This window comes from Bacteroidota bacterium, from assembly GCA_016713765.1.
Classification (GTDB): domain Bacteria; phylum Bacteroidota; class Bacteroidia; order AKYH767-A; family 2013-40CM-41-45; genus Pollutiaquabacter; species Pollutiaquabacter aromativorans.
Window position 1 is genome coordinate 364,111 of sequence record JADJON010000001.1, and the last position, 18,280, is coordinate 382,390.

The following is an 18,280-nucleotide window of genomic DNA, read 5'->3' on the forward strand; positions in this document are numbered from 1 at the left end:
TTCCGGCGGTACAATCCTATTCGGCAAAGCCTGATTGAAAAACCATTTGAATGATCATTTTGTTGAATGGAGCATTGAAAAAGCAAATAGCGATTAGCGAATAGCCAATAGCGAACAGCGAACAGCGAATAGTATTTGGTGAACATTGGCCGGATACGGTAATTTCTGAAGAATTGAGTTCAGCTTGTTTACTCAAAACCAAAACAAGCAAGATTCGCCCAGAACCCACTATTCGCTATTCGCTATTGGCTATTCGCTAATCGCTAAACCCGCTATTCACTAATTCCCGATCTTTGTACAAGGGGCTTCCGCCCCCACCCATCATGACCGACACACTGCTTACCGCCGAGGAGATCCGTTCCGTTGACCGGAAGGGCTGGCTGGACCGGAAGGTGGATCCGACTTTGGATCTGTTCGCGGAGATCGCCCGGCTGAAGAAGGAGAAGAACGCCGTCCTCCTCGCCCACTATTACCAGGATGCCGACATCCAGGACGTGGCCGATTACATCGGCGACAGCCTGGGCCTCGCCCAGCAGGCGGAGAAGACTACGGCTTCGATGATCCTGTTTGCCGGGGTGCACTTCATGGCGGAAACGGCCAAGATCCTGAACCCCGACAAGAAAGTCGTGCTGCCCGACCTCCGCGCGGGTTGTTCGCTGGCGGATTCGTGTCCGCCGGATGCGTTCGCGAAGTTCAAGGCAGAACATCCCGGCCACGTGGTGATCAGCTACATCAACTGCACCGCTGAGATCAAGGCGATGAGCGACATCATCTGCACCAGCTCGAACGCGATCGCCATCGTGAACAGCGTGCCGAAGGATACGCCGATCATCTTCGCGCCCGACAAGAACCTCGGCCGGTACATCATGGAAAAAACCGGCCGGCCGATGGTGCTGTGGAACGGCAGTTGCATGGTGCACGAGATTTTCTCGCTCGAAAAGATCGTACGCCTCAAAGCCGCCCACCCGAACGCGAAGTTCATCGCCCATCCGGAATGCGAAGAGGCGGTGCTGAAGATCGCCGACTACATCGGCAGCACGACCGGACTGCTCAAATACACAGTGAACAGCCCCGACCAGGAGTTCATCGTCGCCACGGAGACGGGGATCCTGCACCAGATGATGAAGGCCTCGCCGAAAAAGACCTTCATCCCGGCCCCGCCAAACAACGCCTGTGCCTGCAACGACTGCCCGCACATGAAACTGAACACGCTGGAGAAAGTCTATCTTTGTTTGAAGTACGAAGTCCCCGAGCTCACCATGGACGAAGACCTGCGCAAAAAAGCCCTGCTCCCCATCCAACGCATGCTCGAAATCTCCCGCCAACAAGGACTGTAATTTAATTTCATCACACCCACAAAGCCCGAAGTGGTAATGAATATCACCCCTCTGTGCCCCTCTGTGAACCCTCTGTGTTCCTCTGTGTTCCTTTTATTTTAACGACCCCAAGTGTTCAAGCGCACACTGCTCCTGTTACTGCTCCCGCTCCTCTCCCTCGCGCAACTGCCGAAGGACGGTCTGGTCAAGTACTACTACCCCAACGGGAACGTAAGCAGCGAAGGCACCCTCCGCAACGGCAAACCCGACGGCTACTGGAAAAGCTACTCCGAAAGTGGCCGCATCAAATCGGAAGGCAACCGGGTCGACTTCAAACTCGACAGCCTCTGGCGCTTCTACAACGACAGCGGCATCGTCACCGCCGAATACAACTACAAAGAAGGACTCAAGAACGGCTTGCAACGCACCTACTGGGACAACGGCAAGCTGCAAAGCGAGTACACCGATTCGATGAGCGTGAAAAACGGCTTGTTGAAGTCGTACAACGAAGACGGCAAGCTCATCAAAGTAGTTCCCTACACCAGCGGCGTGGAAAACGGACTGGCGCGCGAATACCGCGCCGACGGCACCCTGATCACGGTGACCTACTACCGCAACGGCTACTTTCAAAAAGAAGAACGCATCAACCGGGTCGACAAGAACGGGATGAAGCAGGGCTTGTACAAAGATTTTTACGACACCGACCAGTTGCTGCGTGAAGGCACCTACAAGGACGACAAGAAAGACGGCTTCTTCAAAGAGTACAGCCTTGACGGACGTGTCGTCAGGAAAGAAGAATACCGCATGGGCGAACTGGTGGTGAAGGAAGAAGAAGAGAAGGACAAGTTCGAAGTCAAGCGCGGCTATTACGAGACCGGGGCGGTCAAGATCGTCGGCACCTACAAGAAAGGCGTTCCAGAAGGCGTCTTTCGCAAGTACGACGAACAGGGCAACATCGACTCGGCGAAAGTCTATTCCGGCGGACGCTTATTGCGCCAGGGCAAGATGGACAATCAGGGTCGCGAGCAGGGCGAGTGGAAAGAATTTTACGAAAGCGGAAAGCTGCGCGCGATCGGCAACTACGTCGACGGCAAGCGTGAAGGTCCGTGGAAGTTCAGCTTCGAGAACGATACGCTCGAGCAGACCGGCACCTTTGTGAAAGGCAAGCCGAACGGTCCCTGGAAGTGGTACTACCCGAACGGACAACTGCGCCGGGAGGAGACCTATGCCAACGGCAAGGAGAACGGGTACATGACCGAGTATTCCGACAGCGGCACCGTGATCGCCGAAGGCAACTACGTGAACGGCCTGCAGGATGGTGAATGGAAATACCGCAACGGCGAATACCTGGCCGAAGGAAAGTTCACCGAAGGAAAAGAAGACGGTCGCTGGAAGCAGACCTATCCCAACGGCAAGCTCGCTTTTGAAGGCGAATACCTCGACGGCCAGGAAACGGGCGTACACAAGTACTACTGGCCCAACGGCAAAGAGCGCGAAGAGCGCACCTATCGCCTCGGATTACTCGACGGCGTCTGGAAAGTTTTCGACGAAGGCGGCGCACCGATCGTGACGATGACTTTCCGCAACGGCGAAGAGATCAAGACCGAGCAGGAAGAGTTGCCGCGGGGCGAGCCGGGCGATTGATTCATCCCTCCACTGCATTTTTACGGAAATCCTTTTCTTCGCGTCGTGGCGAACAAAGACCGTTACCTCTACATCCGCCGCTCGCGCATTCCGGGAGCTGGCAAAGGACTCTTCACCAAAGTCGATATCGAAAAAGGCGAACGCGTAACCGAGTACAAAGGAAAGTTACAGCGCTGGTCGGAAGTAAAAGACGAAGACGGTTACAACGCCTACATCTTCAAGATCAACAACCGCTGGGCGGTAAACGCCCTGCCGGCCGTCAAGACCCTGGGCCGCTACGCCAACGACGCCCGCGGCCTCAGCCGCGTCGAAGGTCTCCGCAACAACAGCGAGTACGATACCGAAGGCAAAAAAGTCTACATCGTCGCCACCCGCAAGATCCGCAAGGGCGAGGAGGTGCTGGTGGATTATGGAGCGGCGTTTTGGAGGCTCATTCGGAAGATCCGAGGGAGTTGATGGTTTCGGGTTTCCGGTTTCGAGTTTCCGGTTGGTTATTGGTTGTAGGTTGGGTCCGGTTTCGGGTTTCGGGTTTCCAGTTTCCTGTTCTTTATTGGTTGTTATCCATATTCTAATCGGAAACGCTTTATCACGATCTCATGTAAGGATAGACTAGCGGACTAAATACTTAAGTGTTCACTCAAACTCAATTAACACAACAGGAAACCGGAAACTGGAAACCCGAAACACGAAACCGCTTTTGCGAACTTTTTCCTACTTTCCCCATTCAAATCAAAACAACCGTATGAGTCTGTTCATCAAGAAACCCCTGGACCACGTCCTGGCGCAGGCGGCTGACAATGAGAAGGGCCTGAAGCGTACGCTGGGCGCGGCCAATCTGGTTGCGTTGGGCATCGGCGCGATCATCGGCGCCGGCCTGTTCGTGCGCACTGCCGCGGCTGCCGGTCAGGCCGCCGGACCGGGCGTTACCTTGTCGTTCGTTGTGGCCGCGATCGGCTGCGCATTCGCCGGATTGTGTTACGCCGAGTTCGCCTCGATGATCCCGATCGCCGGCAGCGCGTATGCCTATTCGTATGTGACCATGGGCGAAGTCGTGGCCTGGACCATCGGCTGGGCGCTCATCATGGAATACGCCCTCGGCGCCGCCACCGTCTCCATCGCCTGGAGCGAATACCTGAACAAGCTCTTAGACGGCGCGATACCGTACGAACTCTGTCATTCACCTTTTGAAAGCTTCACCGACGCTTCCGGCGTCCTGCACCAGGGATTGCTGAACGCGCCGGCGCTGATCATCCTGCTGGTATTAACGCTGCTGCTTATTCGCGGCACGCAGGAATCGGCGCTGGTGAACACCATCATCGTGTTCATCAAGGTGGCGATCGTGCTGGCATTCATCGCCATCGGCTGGAAGTTCATCAACCCGGCTAATTACGCACCCTACCTGATTCCGGAGGGCACACCACCGGTCACCGATGCGGCGGGTAAAGTCATTGCCGACTATTCCGGCTGGAACAAGCACGGATGGGGCGGCGTACTCGGCGGCGCGGCGATCGTCTTCTTTGCTTTCATCGGCTTCGACGCGGTGAGTACCGCCGCGCAGGAGGCCAAGAACCCCAAGCGCGACATGCCGATCGGCATCCTGGGTTCGCTCGTCGTTTGTACCATTCTGTACATCCTCTTCGGACACGTGCTCACCGGCGTAGCCAACTGGCAGGACTTTGTCGATCCCGAAAAGGGGCGCGAAGCATCCGTCGCCTATGCGATCTCCGCCTACATGCCGGGTTATCACTGGCTGGCAACGGCGGTGACGGTCGCCATCCTCGCCGGCTTCTCTTCGGTTATTCTTGTGATGCTCATGGGACAGAGCCGCGTGTTCTTCACGATGAGCAACGACGGCCTCATTCCGTCGGTCTTCGGCGAAGTACATCCGCGCTACAAGACGCCCTACAAAGCCAACGCGATCCTGTTCTTCTTCGTGGGCGCCTTCGCGGCCTTCGTACCGGGACACGTCGCCGGCGACCTGACCAGTTTCGGCACCCTCTTCGCGTTCGTGTTGGTGAGTCTCGGCGTCTGGATCCTCCGCGTGAAGGCGCCGAACATCGAACGCCCGTTCCGCACGCCGGTTGCTCCGGTCGTGTCCCTGCTCGGCGCGCTGATCTGTACGGCCATGATCATCGGCCTCGACTCGCAAACGTTGAAAGTAGCCTTCGGCTGGATGGCGGTCGGCTTGGTCATCTACTTCCTCTACAGCCGCAAGCGCAGCAAGCTGCGGCAGTTCGGCGATGTCATGCCCAAGGCATCCGACTTCGAGCAGAAGGGTTGATCGATCTTATTCTCCTGACAACAGGCCCGTTCGGAAGAGCGGGCCTGTTCTTTTTGTGTTGGGATAACATTTTTCGTTCGCAGTAGTATAAACGGGCGGAAAGCTATGCCTGCGCCCTTTCGTTTGTTGACCATTTTTCTGGAGAGCCCGTCGTTCGTGCGCGACATCTGGCTGTTGCTGATCAGCCTGTTGCTGTTCGGCGCGACGCTGTACATCTATGTGCGCCTCCGCAGCAACACCTTTCGTCGTATCCGGCATTTGCTCGAAGAGCGTGTCGAAGTGAAGACCCGGCAGCTTGTCGAGAAGAACCTGGAACTGGAACAGCTTTCGCTCGTGGCGAGCCGTACCGACAACAGCGTGCTCATCGCCGCGCCCGACACCCGCATTGAATGGGTGAACGACGCCTTCCTCCGACTCTACGCGATGCCCAAAGACAAAGTGCTGGGCATGCGCCTGCACGAGATCGCCATTTACCGCGACATCGACCAGCAGGTGGAGCAAACGCTGAAGCAGGAACACTCGAGCATTTTCGAATCCAACGTCACCACCCACCATCCGCGGAACATCTGGATCAGCAGTACGCTGACGCCGGTGTACGACGAAGAAGCGCGGCTGAAAAAACTGGTGATGGTAGACACCGACATCACCTCGACGAAGCAACTGCAGCAGCAGATCGAAGCCTCGCTGAAGGAGAAGGACGTGTTGTTGAAAGAGATCCACCACCGCGTCAAGAACAACCTGCAGATCATCATCAGCCTGTTGAACCTGCAGTCGGGTTACATCAAGGACGAATCGACGCTTAAGGCCGTGCAGGACGGACAGAACCGCGTACGTTCGATGGCGCTGGTGCACGAGAAATTCTACCAGGCCGACGAGCTCACGGAGATCGCCTTTGGCGAGTACATGGAAAAACTTTGTCAGTACCTGTACCAGTCGTACGGCGACAAGACCGACCGTGTCCGTGTGCTGATCGACGCCGGCGACGTAGCGCTCGACATGGACACGGCGATGCCTTGTGGATTGCTGGTGAACGAGATCGTCTCGAACAGTTATAAGTACGGCTTCCCCGGACAGCGCAGCGGCGAGATCCGCATCCGGATGTTTCGGGAAGACAAGACCGTAACGCTGGATATCACCGACAACGGCATCGGCCTGCCGGAGGGGTTTTCGGTGGAATCCTCGGAATCGCTGGGCATGCAGCTCATCCAGGCGCTGACCAGTCAGCTCGACGGCGAGCTGAGTATCGGGCGGGAGAACGGAACGCGGTTTACGGTTAAGTTCCCGTATCCAAAGGGCTGATTATTTGATTTTTACGCATTTTAAGGTAACCTAATCGGGCGGCGTCCGGTACAAGGTTATGATATACTTTGACCTATGTCTGCTTTGAAAATAATGATCGTTGAGGACGAGATCATCGTCGCGAAAGACATCCAGCGCATTTTGAAAAAGCTGGGTTACGAAGCGTTCGATCCGTTCGCCAACGGTAAGAAGGCGCTCGACGCGGTGGAGAAGTTGAATCCGGACCTCATCCTGCTCGACATCAACCTGAAGAGCAGCGAGCTGGACGGCATCCAGGTGGGCGAGCAGATCCACCAGCACTATCAGATCCCGTTCATCTACCTCACGGCCTTCTCCGATAAGAACACCCTCGACCGCGCCAAGCTGACGGAGCCGTACGGCTACATCATCAAGCCGTTCGAAGAAGACGATATCCGCACCGCGATCGAGATCGCGTATTACAAATACACCAAGGACCTCGAGCTCCAGAACAAAGGCAACCGTTTCGCCGCCGCGCTGGACACGCTCGACGTAGCTGTGATCATCACCGACGCCAACGAGAAAGTCATCTTCATGAACAAGATGGCGGAAACGCTGACCGGCTGTCTGAAGCAGGAGGCGCTGGGCAAAGACATCAGCGTCGCGATGAAGAACTCCGGTTCGGAGACCAAATCCGTTTTCAAGACCCTGGCCCATACGGTGGTCGGCGAGTCGCAGAAGCAGGACGGCGATTCGGCCGTGACCATCAGCAACGGCGCGGCGGAGAACAAAGTCGCCGTGAACACCTTCCCGATCCTGACGGTCAACAACAAGATCAACGGCTGCGCGTTTGTGATCAGCGGCGGCGGCTCGCCTCGACGCGAAGCCGGCACGGAGACCACGACCGACAAGAACCTGTTCAACTTCCTGGAGAACATTTATGCGAACAACAGCTTCTTCGTCAAGAAGGACTCGCGTTTCGTGCGCGTGAACTTCCAGGACATCCTCTGGATCGAAGCGTTGGACAACTACGTCATCATCAAGACCTCGAGCAAGGAGCAGTTCATCCTGCACAGCTCGATGAAAGACATCGAAGCCAAGCTGCCGCCGCTCAACTTCGCGCGCGTGCACCGTTCCTACATTGTGCAGCTCGAGAAGATCGGCGCGCTGGAAGAGAACGCCTGCATCATCGACGGCAACCGGATTCCCATCGGCAAGTCCTACAAGGAGAACCTGATGAGCCGACTCAACCTGTTCTGATTGCAACAGCAACCCATCGAAGCCGCCCCCGGAAACCCCGCGGGGCGGCTTTGCTTTCATGCACCCTTCATTCATCCGGTGATCGCCGGAAGGGCGGAAGCCTTACCTTCGCCCCGTGAAACAGCCGATCATTGTCGTCGACCAACTGGTGAAGCACTATCCCGGCGTACAGGCGGTGAACGGGATCAGCTTCGAGGTGCACGAAGGCGAGATCTTCGGGCTCCTCGGACCCAACGGCGCGGGCAAGACGACCACACTGGAGATCATCGAAACGCTGCGCGAAAAAACCGCGGGCAGTGTACGCGTCTGCGGCTACGACGTTGACCGCGACGTGAACGAGATCAAGCAGCGCATCGGCGTGCAGTTGCAGGCCGCGGGCTATTATCCAAGCCTTACCCTGATCGAACTCCTCCGCTTGTTCTCCGGCCTGTACAACGTCACCATCGATCCGATGGAGATGCTCCGACGGGTCGGGCTGGAAGACAAAGGCAAGGCGAAATACAAAGAACTTTCCGGGGGACAGAAACAGCGGTTCAGCATTTGTACCACGCTGATCAACCGGCCGCAGGTGGTATTCCTGGACGAACCAACGACCGGACTCGATCCGCAGGCGCGCCGCAACCTGTGGGAGCTCATCCGCGAGATCCGGCAGCAGGGTACCACCGTGGTGATCACCACGCATTACATGGACGAGGCCGAGAATCTTTGCGACCGGGTAGCCATTGTGGAGAAAGGCCGCATCATCGCGCTCGATACCCCGGACCGGCTGATCGATCAATTGGTGGCGAGTGGCTTCGAGCGTCCGCGCGAAGTGAAGAAAGCCAATCTGGAAGACGTATTCCTGTCGCTCACCGGACACAGCTGGAGGGACCAATAAGATGAACGCCCCACAACAACCCCGGTACAATCAACTGAAGGCGATGCTGGCCATCAGCAAGGCCAGCCTGCGTTCGATCTCGCGCAGTCCTTCTGCGGTGATCTTCAGCATCGGATTTCCGCTGGTGTTCATCGTCGTGTTCGGATTCATCCGCGGCAACTCCATCCGGCTCGATGTTGGCGTAGCGCTCACCTGCGATACCACCAACGTGATCTACCGCACGGTGGCGCAGTTGCCGAACATCCGGCTCAAGAGCGGCCTGCCGCAGGAACAATTGGACGATCAATTGATCAAAGGACGCATTGACGCGGTATTGAATATTCACCCAAGCGATACGGTGCGTGTGGTGGAGGTCATCACTTCGCTCGCGTCGCGGGAGAAAGGCATGTTCGTCAAGTCGGTGCTCACCAACCTCATCGACAAAGGCAACCTGGCGCACTTCCGTTCGGCGGGTTCGGTTTTCGATTCGTTGATTGTCGCCAGAAACGGAGAACATGAACCACTGGCCGAGTTGCGGGAGTCGGAAGTGAACGGTCGGGAGTATAAGATGATCGACTTCGTGCTACCGGGTCAGTTAGGATTTTCCATTCTCAGCGCCGGCGTGTTCGGAACCGCCTTCGTGTTCTTCTCGCTGCGTCAGACGCTGGTGTTGAAACGCTTTTTCGCGACCCCGATTCGTCGTACCTACATCGTATTGGGCGAAGCCCTGAGCCGGCTTGTCTTCCAGCTTGCCGGCGCGATGGTGATCATCGTGCTGGGTAAATACGCTTTCGGATTTACCCTGATCAACGGCTGGACCACCTTCCTGACCATGCTCTTGTTGTCGGCGATCGGTTTGGTGGTGTTCATGGGCTTCGGTTTCGTCGTCTCCGGCCTTGCGCGCAACGAAAGCACGATTCCTCCTATTGCCAACATCATTACCCTTCCCCAGTTCCTGCTCAGCGGCACGTTCTTCCCCGTTGATGCCTTTCCGGGCTGGTTACAGAAGATCGCGAACGTCTTGCCCCTGACCTGGCTGAACGACGCCCTGCGCAAGATTGCCTTTGAGGGAGCCGGTTTTGGCGATATTTCGACCCACCTGCTGGTCATATTAGCCTGGGGAATCGTCGTGTATGCCGCCGCGGTGCGGGTTTTCCGTTGGGAATAGGACAAAACGGTGTCACTTTTCCTTCACCTTTACGTATCTTGGTCGAAGGTAAAACCCTCTCCCGCAGTATCATGTCCCCCCTTTGGCGTTACTCTTACCGGAGTATCGTATTGTTTCTTGCCCTTTTTCTTCCGGGCAATCTTTTAGCCCAACTGGGAAAGGACGGCGCCAAAACCGTCACGGCAGCCGGCACCATCGTCAACGAGTACACCACACTGACCGCCGACGCCCTGGCTGGAACCTCCATGCTGACGGTTACCAGTAGTTCGTTGAATACGAACGGACGATTTCCTGCAGCACTTGCGCCGGGCGATCTAGTTTTCATCATACAGATTCAGGGCGCGAGCATGACCTCGCCCGACGATTCCACCTACGGAACGATCATCTCGATGGGCAACTGTGGAAGGCAGGAGCTCGCGGAGGTTGCGGCCGTTCCGACCGCTACATCGATTCAACTTTCCTGCGCCCTGCAGAACTCGTACACCTGGGTTGGTCGCGCACAAGTGGTGCGCGTGCCGCGCTATGCTTCGATTACGATCAACAGCGGCGGCATTCTTACCTGTCCGAATTGGAACGGAAGTACCGGAGGCGTGCTGGCACTGGAAGTACAGGGCAACACGGTCATCAACTCCGGCGGACGAATCGATGTCACCGGTCTTGGATTTCGCGGAGGCCAGTTGCTCGACAACAACAGTTGGTACGGCGTAGGCAACCATCGTTGGCCGACTGACGATTACGGTGCCGAGAAAGGCGAAGGCGTCCTGGGTTACCAGGTGGATTACGATATGTTCGGAGGACGTTACTGTCGTGGCGCGGCGATCAACGCCGGCGGCGGCGGGAACGGACACAATGCCGGCGGTGGCGGCGGTGGTAATGCCGGCAACCCGGCGAACTGGACCGGCAGCGGCAACCCGGATGTTTCGAACGCGGCCTGGGCGGCGGCCTGGAACCTCGAGTATAGCGGCTTTGCCGGTTCAACATCTTCCGGTGGAGGACGCGGAGGTTATACGTTTAGCAGCTCGGATCAGAATGCGCTCACGCTACCGCCCTTCAATAGCACCTGGGGCGGCGATCAGCGCCGTAACAATGGCGGCATGGGAGGTCGTCCGCTGGATTACTCCACCGGCAGGATTTTCCTCGGCGGTGGCGGCGGTTCTGGTGACCAGAACGATTCAAAGGGCGGTCCGGGCGGTAATGGCGGCGGACTCGCGTATTTATTTTCATTCGGAGATGTCAGTGGCGCCGGAGAGATCCGCGCCAACGGCAGCAATGGCGTCAGCACCTCGACGAGCAACGGTACTGACGGTGCCGGCGGCGGCGGCGCGGGTGGTACCGTGGTGCTCAGGGCCGGCGGCACGGTGTCCGGCGTTTCTATTTCTGCGAATGGCGGCAACGGCGGCAACCAAACGGTCAACATCCTGAATCTCGAAGCCGAGGGTCCGGGTGGCGGCGGCGGTGGCGGTTATATCGGCATTGCTTCAGGCGCTCCGACACGCACGGCGAATGGCGGAGCCAACGGCACGACCAACTCCAGAAGCCTGACGGAGTTTCCACCGAACGGCGCGACCAAGGGCGGCGCGGGCTTACCCAATGAAACCGTACCCGGCTACAAGTTCATCTATACTCCGCTCGTGATTTGTCCGGGCAACACGGCCACGATCAATGTCGTCACCAGCGGTACACCGCCGGCAACCATTTCCTACCAATGGTACACACAAGCCGTTGGCGGAGTGCCGACGGGTTTCAGCGGAGTATCATACACGACACCGCCACTTTTTGCAACCGACACCTTCTATGCCGCCGTTTGTCCGGGGCATTATCGTTATCCGTTCATCGTACAGGTGGATGCGATGACGGCCTCGTTCACACCGCCTTCGGGTTGTACCGGACAATCGCTGAGCTTTTCCGGTACCGGAACGAGTTCCATGAGTACCATCAGCGGTTACAGCTGGAACTTCGGCGACGGAAGTCCGGCGAGTAATTCGCAGAATACGACGCACACCTATTCGTCATCCGGAAACTATACGGTAACGCTGACCGTCACGAACGCCAGCGGTTGCACGATGACCTCGACGCAGACCGTCGCTGTCTCCGCACCGCCGGTCATCTCCGTTACTCCCTCGGTAACCTCCGGTTGTGGTCCATTGTCCGTCAATTTCTCCAACAGCACGACCGGCGCGACCGGTTATAGCTGGAACTTTGGTGATGGATCACCGACATCGACCGCCACCAGTCCGACGTACGTTTATACCAGTAACGGAACCTACACGGTGACGATGACGGCCACCAACGCTTCGGGTTGCAGCGCGACGTATACCGGCACGAACCTGATCAGTGTTGCCAATGGGCCGACCGCGTCCTTCAGCAACGCAACTCCGTCGATCTGCCTTGGCGACACGATTCGCTTTTCGAATCTGTCGACCGCCAACGGCACGCCGATCTCCGGCTATAGCTGGGATTTCGACGACGGCACACCCGCCTCAACGCAAACCAGTCCCACGCACATTTACACGAGCCCCGGGACCTACGCAGTCACGCTGACCACATCGGCCGGTGTTTGCAGCGACGATACCACGATCAACGTGACGGTCAATCCCGCGCCTGTGGCGGCCTTCACGGCCCCCACGACCACGGGCTGCGGCAGTCTGGCTGTTGCCTTCAACAACACCACGACGGGATCGCCGGTCTACACCTGGAATTTCGGTGACGGCACCACGAGCGCGCTGAGCGCCCCGACTCACACCTTCTCCACGCCCGGCACGTATACCGTTACCCTCATCGCTACACAGGGAAGTTGCGCGGACACGCTCATCAGGAGCGCGTACATCACCGTGAATGCGCAACCCACCGCGTCCTTCAGCAGTTCCGCTACGGCGGTTTGTCTGGGCGACACGGTGTTCTTCACGAACCTATCGTCGGGTAATGGCGGAACGATCACCGGTTACGCCTGGGATTTCGATGATGGGAATACATCAACAGCCACACAGCCCTTCCATCTGTACACCGCTAGCGGAACCTATGCTGTGCTGCTCACCACCGCAACCGCGAACTGTTCGGATGACACAACGATCAGCGTTGTCGTCAACCCCGCGCCGGTAGCATCATTCTCCACAGCGACCACTTCCGGCTGCACACCGCTGACGGTCGCTTTCACAAACACGACCACCGGATCACCCGGCTACAACTGGAGCTTCGGCGACGGCGGCACCAGCACCGGCACTACCCCATCGCATACGTACACGGCCAGCGGAACCTATACGGTGACCCTGATCGCGACGCAGGGAAGTTGTGCCGACACACTGGTGCAAACCAATTACATCCAGGTTTCACCGGCGCCGACCGCCTCCTTCACCCCTTCTGCGACAGCGGTCTGCCTGGGCGATGTTATCAGTTTCACCGACGGATCTTCTTCCGGAGGCGGCACGATTGTCAGTTATCAGTGGGATTATGACGACGGCAACACCGGCAGCGGCACCAGCGTCACGCACACCTATACCGCCGCCGGGAATTACAACGTCACGCTGTCGGTCAGCACCGGCGGATGCGTGGACGATACCGTGATCGCGGTTGCCGTGAATCCCGCGCCGGTTGCGGCTTTCAGCGCGACCACCACCACCGGCTGCGCGCCCCTCACGGTGAGTTTCACCAATAACACGAGTGGGTCGCCGGCGTATAGTTGGACTTTCGGCGACGGCGGCAGCGCTACTACCGCGAGTCCGTCGCACACCTATACCGCCACCGGCACCTATACCGTGACCCTGATTGCCACGCAGGGAAGCTGCGCCGACACCTTGGTGCGCACGAGTTACATTACGATCGCGACAACGCCCACCGCTTCTTTCAACACCTCCAATGTTTGCCTTGGTGATCCGGTAAGTTTTTCGAACAGCAGTTTGGGTAATGGATCTCCGATCACCGGCTATACCTGGGACTTCGGCGACGGCTCTTCCCCGAGCACCTCCGCCTCGCCCACGCACAACTATGCCGGGGCCGGAACATTTGCCGTTACACTCACGGCCGACAACGGGAGCTGTAACGACGACACGACGATCAGTGTGACGATCAGTCCGGCACCTGTGGCCGCGATCAGCGCCTCTTCGCTCAGCGGCTGTGCGCCATTGGCGGTTAACTTCAGCAACACCACTACCGGCTCGCCCTCCTACTCCTGGGCCTTTGGTGACGGCGGCACTTCTGCGGCGAACAGCCCATCGCATACTTATACAATTGGCGGCACGTTTCCGGTGCAACTGATCGCGACACAGGGAAGTTGTGCGGATACCGCGAGCCTGTCGATTACCGTCACCCCAACACCCATTGCATCATTTACCACCGCCAATGTTTGTCAGGGTGATTCGGTTCGACTAAACAATACCAGTGGCTTCCCGGGCTCTCCTTCGAACAGTATCAGCTGGACCTTTGGTGACGGCGGCACGAGCAACCTTGGTTCTCCCGCGCATTTTTACGCGAATGCCGGGACGTACACCGTCTTGCTGGATATTGCGAACGCGGCCGGTTGTCATGATACCACCAGTGCACTCGTCACCGTCAATCCGGCACCGGTTGTACAGTATGCCGCCAGTGCGTTGACGGGATGTGATCAACTGACCGTGAATTTCACCAACAGCACTACCGGCGCGGTAGCGTATAGCTGGTTGTTTGGCGATGGCGGAACATCATCGGCCAATCAACCGTCGCACACCTATACGGCCCCCGGTACCTATACGGTGGTTCAAACGGCAACATCCGACAGCGGTTGTACGGCGTCCCGCGCATCGCTCAACATGATCACGGTTCGTGCAACACCACAGGCATCGTTTACAGCTTCCTCTCAGAGCATTTGCAAGGACGCGTGTATTTCCTTTACGGGTCAGGCCTCCGCACCGGTGAATAGCTGGAGTTGGAGTTTTAGCGGCGGACAACCCGCGGCCGCGAGTGTTCAATCGCCCGCCCAGGTTTGCTATCCGATTACCGGGGATTATGCCGTAACGCTGGTGGTCAGCGACGGGTTCTGCAGCGACACACTGACGCAACCGCAATTCATCACGGTAGCGGATTGTTCCCAAATGCCGGTAGCGGATTTTCGTTCGAGTGACACCACGATCTGCGCGGGCGACTGTATCGATTTCGTCAGCCTGTCTCTGAACGCAACCAACTGGAACTGGACCTTCCAGGGTGCCAATACGGCAACCTCAACGATCGAAAGCCCGACGGGAATCTGTTATCCCAACGCAGGCATTTACCCGGTGAAGTTGATTGTCCAGAATCTTTCAGGACGCGACACCCTGGAGGTGCTGAACTTTATCACCGTGCACGCGTTGCCCGCGACTCCGGGTTTTTCGCAGGCGGGCAATGTGTTGACCGCTCCGGCGGCGACCGCTTACCAATGGTATTTCAACGGCATCGCGATATCCGGCGCGAATGGTCAAACCTATACGGCAACGCTATCGGGTAATTACGCGGTAGAAGTATTCGACGCGAATGGCTGTTCGGCCATTTCACCCGCAAAAGCCGTGACGCTTGTAGGTATCGACGAGCTGCAATCGCTCGGCATGGTTTTCCACGTCTACCCGAACCCGCTGCAGGAAAGCCTTCATGTGTTGATCCATGCGGAGCGCAAGCTGGATTACCGGATCCGGGTGCAAGATTTGCTTGGGCAAACACTGATTTTCGAGACAGGAACCCTCCTGCCCGGGGACGAAACCCTGCGCTTTTCTTCCGCGGATTGGGCCGCGGGTGTTTACTGGGTCATCATAGAGGCTGAAAACCGCTTGTCGGCCCGCATGGTGGTTCGCCCCTAAACGGGCGTTCCAAAAACTGAACACTTTTTAGTTTTTCTTACAACTGTAAGAAGCGACCGCATTTCACCGGTTTGAATAGTACCCTCTGAATAGGGTAACGGGTATAATGGGAAATATCATTCCCGGAAGCCCATGCCAGGAAACCGCCCTTTACAAATTGCCTTTGTACTGCTGTGTTTATGCTTCAGCGGCCATAGCGTTTTTGCCGAGAACCCCAATGCGGACAGCTCGTCGTTTTACAACCTGTCGCTTGAACAGTTGATGAACGTGGAAGTGACCGTTGCCTCCCAGGTAGCGATGACTGCCAAGGAGTCGCCCGGTGTCGTGACCGTCATTACCGAAGAAGAGCTTCGTCGATCGGGTTGTGATGACCTGATGGAATTGTTACAACGATTACCCGGCATTGACTTCGGCGTGGATGTGGAGGGAGTAGTCGGCATCGGCGTGCGTGGCAATTGGGGCCACGAGGGAAAAGTGTTGATGCTGATCGACGGACAGGAGATGAACGAAGAGCTCTTCTCCACGCTTCAGTTCGGTAGACACATGCCGCTTCAATTTGTTCGCCGTATCGAGATCATCCGCGGTCCTGGTTCCGCCATCTATGGTGGCAATGCGGAGTACGCGGTGATCAACATCCAGACCACGCTCGATGAAAAGCGCGAAGGCATAACCGCCACCGCCAGTTATGGTCAGATGCAACGTGCGATGGCCGGTCGTTCCCTGGGAGTAGCTGGAGGCCATCGTATCGGTGAGTTGCACTGGAACTACCAGTTGCAGCAAGGCGAGTATAACCGCAGTGACCGGACCTACCAGGACAACCTGGGAGATTCGTACGATATGAAGGAGAATTCCGACCTGTCGCACGGTTCCTTCGCGACCAGCTTCCTGTTCCGCGGTTTGCGTGTCAGCGGCATGCTGGACCGCTACCACACCCATCAGCGGGATGGTTATGAAGGCGCGTTGACACAGGCCTATCCGACCAATTTCGACTCCTGGTACCTCAACGCGATGTACGAAAAGCGGCTGGGCGACAAATGGACGCTAAGTCCGGGCATACGAGTGAAGCAGGAGGCGCCATATAATTTTACCGGCACTTCAGCCGAAGACGAGTTTACCGCTTACGATCGGACGACCCTAAAGAAACGAGCGTTTGTCAACGCGCAATATGATTCCGGTGAGCGGTTCAACCTGAGCCTTGGCGCGAGCTATTATCAACTCATTGCCCGAGACCGGAGAGACGACGGTTTGTTTTTCAATGGGAGCCCGAGTTTTTACATCGACAACGCGAGCGTGTTCGCACAGGCGATCATCAAGACCCGACCCGCGAACATTACCCTGGGTGCGCGCTATAATTACAACAACCGGTTTGATCCGGCCTTCGTTCCGCGGATCGGTCTAAATCGCGTGCGCGACGGCTATCACGTGAAGTTGCTGTACAGCGCGGCCTTCAGAGCCCCCTCGGTCGAGAATATCGACGCCACCAGTGCGGGGATACGCCCGGAAAGCACCACCGTGGCCGAGATCGAGGCCGGCGTCCGGATCACCCACGACACTTACCTCACGGCAAACCTTTACGATGTACAGACGAAAGACGTGATCGTTTTCTTTTACGAGAACGAGAATGAAGACTCCTATCGTAACGCGGGCCGAACCGGCACACGTGGTGCGGAATTGGATTTCCGCTGGAAAACGAACTGGGGATACCTGTCGGTTTCTCACGCCTATTACACCTCTGATAAAGGAACCGGAGTCGAGGAGTATGTCGTGCCGGGCGTATCCGGTGTCCACCTGGCATTTCCGGCCCACAAGAGTGTTTGTTCAGCCAATGTTCGCCTGAGCGATCGCTTCAACATCACGCCGGCGGTTACGGGCATGTCCAAACGTTTTGGTGCCCGGTATAATCCGGATAACGGTGAAGACGAAGCCGTGGAGTTTCGTCCGGTTGTCTATGCGGATTTGGCGATCAACGCCGAGCAATTCCTGCATGATCGCTTACGGTGTACGCTGACCTGCATCAACCTGTTCAACGAGCCGGTTGACTACCTGCAACCCTATAACAGCAACCACGCCCCCCTTCCCGGCCCCAGTCGCGAATTGCGCCTGCGCCTGACCTATCGCTTTCTGAATAAGTAAGCATGCACGAGACGACCACCACACCTAACAACCGGAAGAGCGGCCGGGCGCACTGGAGAACAGTGGCGCTGGGCCTTGCTTTCCTGTTGTCGGCATTCGTGCAGCGTGTGGGCGCTCAGAGTAACAGCGAGTCGGACCTCAAGGCCATGTTCCTTTACAATTTTATCAAGTACGTGGAATGGCCGGCATCCACAGGTCCGACATTCCGGATCGGTGTGGTTGGCAATACACCTGTGCTGGAGTCGGTACGCAAAGTTGCCGAACAGAAACGCGTGAATGGCAAGGCGATCGAAGTGGTTCCGGTTGTTCCGGGGCAATGGCCAGACGTGCAGTTGCTGTTCATTGCCGGCACCGCGCCGATCGACGATGCTGTCAATCATTTCAATGCGAAACCGGTACTGATCGTCACGGAAGTCAATAAGAGAATACCCAAAGGTGCCATGATCAACCTGCTGAACCGCGACAATAAGATCCGGTTTGAGCTGAACCTGACGGAAGCAAAGGAAAGCAACCTGCGCATCTCGTCGCAGTTGGTCAACCTGGCGGAAAATGTGATCCAATAAGCCC

11 protein-coding genes are annotated in these 18,280 nt (G+C 57.2%); all 11 read left to right on the forward strand.

Features of this window, described 5'->3' with window-relative positions; genetic code table 11:
- Positions 1-323: 323 nt before the first annotated feature.
- Positions 324-1,337, forward strand: a complete 1,014-nt coding sequence (gene nadA / locus IPJ96_01570; GenBank protein MBK7909036.1) for a quinolinate synthase NadA — start codon at positions 324-326, stop codon at positions 1,335-1,337.
- A 111-nt stretch (positions 1,338-1,448) separates the two neighbouring features.
- Positions 1,449-2,960 carry a toxin-antitoxin system YwqK family antitoxin gene (locus tag IPJ96_01575; GenBank protein ID MBK7909037.1) on the forward strand — a complete coding sequence of 504 codons (1,512 nt, stop codon included), beginning with the start codon at positions 1,449-1,451 and terminating at the stop codon, positions 2,958-2,960.
- Positions 2,961-3,005: 45 nt separating this feature from the next.
- A complete protein-coding gene (locus tag IPJ96_01580; GenBank protein ID MBK7909038.1) occupies positions 3,006-3,416 on the forward strand; it encodes an SET domain-containing protein in 411 nt (136 codons plus the stop codon).
- Between the two features lie 286 nt (positions 3,417-3,702).
- Complete coding sequence (locus tag IPJ96_01585; GenBank protein ID MBK7909039.1) at positions 3,703-5,241, forward strand: amino acid permease; 1,539 nt, start codon at positions 3,703-3,705, stop codon at positions 5,239-5,241.
- Between the two features lie 105 nt (positions 5,242-5,346).
- Complete coding sequence (locus IPJ96_01590) at positions 5,347-6,540, forward strand: PAS domain-containing protein (protein ID MBK7909040.1); 1,194 nt, start codon at positions 5,347-5,349, stop codon at positions 6,538-6,540.
- A gap of 75 nt (positions 6,541-6,615) precedes the next feature.
- Positions 6,616-7,758: a response regulator gene (locus IPJ96_01595; GenBank protein MBK7909041.1), complete on the forward strand. Its 1,143-nt coding sequence runs from the start codon at positions 6,616-6,618 to the stop codon at positions 7,756-7,758.
- A 115-nt stretch (positions 7,759-7,873) separates the two neighbouring features.
- Positions 7,874-8,635 carry an ABC transporter ATP-binding protein gene (locus IPJ96_01600; protein ID MBK7909042.1) on the forward strand — a complete coding sequence of 254 codons (762 nt, stop codon included), beginning with the start codon at positions 7,874-7,876 and terminating at the stop codon, positions 8,633-8,635.
- A 1-nt stretch (position 8,636) separates the two neighbouring features.
- Positions 8,637-9,782: an ABC transporter permease gene (locus IPJ96_01605; protein MBK7909043.1), complete on the forward strand. Its 1,146-nt coding sequence runs from the start codon at positions 8,637-8,639 to the stop codon at positions 9,780-9,782.
- Between the two features lie 71 nt (positions 9,783-9,853).
- Entirely contained in the window at positions 9,854-15,580 is a 5,727-nt protein-coding gene (locus tag IPJ96_01610; protein MBK7909044.1) for a PKD domain-containing protein, read from the forward strand.
- 132 nt (positions 15,581-15,712) lie between these two features.
- On the forward strand, positions 15,713-17,713 hold the full coding sequence (locus tag IPJ96_01615) for a TonB-dependent receptor plug domain-containing protein (protein ID MBK7909045.1): 2,001 nt from the start codon (positions 15,713-15,715) through the stop codon (positions 17,711-17,713).
- 2 nt (positions 17,714-17,715) lie between these two features.
- On the forward strand, positions 17,716-18,276 hold the full coding sequence (locus IPJ96_01620; GenBank protein MBK7909046.1) for a YfiR family protein: 561 nt from the start codon (positions 17,716-17,718) through the stop codon (positions 18,274-18,276).
- Positions 18,277-18,280 lie beyond the last annotated feature (4 nt).

Excerpts from the sequence above, each read along its gene's own strand:
- nadA (MBK7909036.1), top strand. The coding sequence starts at position 324 with ATGACCGACACACTGCTTACCGCCGAGGAGATCCGTTCCGTTGACCGG.
- IPJ96_01595 (MBK7909041.1), top strand. The coding sequence starts at position 6,616 with ATGTCTGCTTTGAAAATAATGATCGTTGAGGACGAGATCATCGTCGCG.
- IPJ96_01585 (MBK7909039.1), top strand. The coding sequence starts at position 3,703 with ATGAGTCTGTTCATCAAGAAACCCCTGGACCACGTCCTGGCGCAGGCG.
- IPJ96_01610 (MBK7909044.1), top strand. The coding sequence starts at position 9,854 with ATGTCCCCCCTTTGGCGTTACTCTTACCGGAGTATCGTATTGTTTCTT.
- IPJ96_01590 (MBK7909040.1), top strand. The coding sequence starts at position 5,347 with ATGCCTGCGCCCTTTCGTTTGTTGACCATTTTTCTGGAGAGCCCGTCG.
- IPJ96_01605 (MBK7909043.1), top strand. The coding sequence starts at position 8,637 with ATGAACGCCCCACAACAACCCCGGTACAATCAACTGAAGGCGATGCTG.
- IPJ96_01620 (MBK7909046.1), top strand. The coding sequence starts at position 17,716 with ATGCACGAGACGACCACCACACCTAACAACCGGAAGAGCGGCCGGGCG.
- IPJ96_01615 (MBK7909045.1), top strand. The coding sequence starts at position 15,713 with ATGCCAGGAAACCGCCCTTTACAAATTGCCTTTGTACTGCTGTGTTTA.